The following is a 562-nucleotide window of genomic DNA, read 5'->3' on the forward strand; positions in this document are numbered from 1 at the left end:
AAAAAATTCTGCACCTCATCGGATGTTCTCACTTTTTTACCAAACTGGTCAGCCACGGAGCAATGGGTCTTGCAATCATTCTCGCATTCAGATATGCCATTTCCAGTGTCAGACAAGTGCTGCCCAGATAATATCCGTTTCGTTCTGCCAAGGTCATGGCAAGGTTCGGTTTTTCCATATCTGTTAAACAGATCGGCAGCAGAAACTGCAATTGATTCTGGTATCCCTGCGGTACTACCAGCCCTGGCTCAATTACTGCTTTTCGTCTGCCCAGTTCCACTGCTGTTTCCAGCAGCAATGGCAGATTCTTAAACCGAAGCAGCTTCTTTGGCAGCCGTTCCCGATTTTCCGGGTCGCTGAGAATGTGTTCTGCATTTACCCGAATTGGCCATTCCGGATTGAAGTTTACACCATTTTGCATCATCGGGAAATATGGCTTTTTGGGCAATGGTTCTACATACCGCAGCTTGGAAGAAACAGCATCACAGAAGCCGGTGAAATACCATTTCAATGTGGTGTCTTTCTTTTTATTTCGTTCAAAGCAGGCGTAGATTGCCTGATA

1 protein-coding gene is annotated in these 562 nt (G+C 45.7%); it reads right to left on the minus strand.

The window, feature by feature from the left end; genetic code table 11:
* Positions 1–28: 28 nt before the first annotated feature.
* A partial coding sequence (locus DXB92_RS13275) for a DUF3825 domain-containing protein (RefSeq protein WP_117734230.1) occupies positions 29–562 on the minus strand: 534 nt, incomplete at its 5' end.

This window comes from Ruminococcus sp. OM06-36AC (genome assembly GCF_003438725.1).
Lineage (GTDB): Bacteria > Bacillota > Clostridia > Oscillospirales > Ruminococcaceae > Ruminococcus_C > Ruminococcus_C callidus.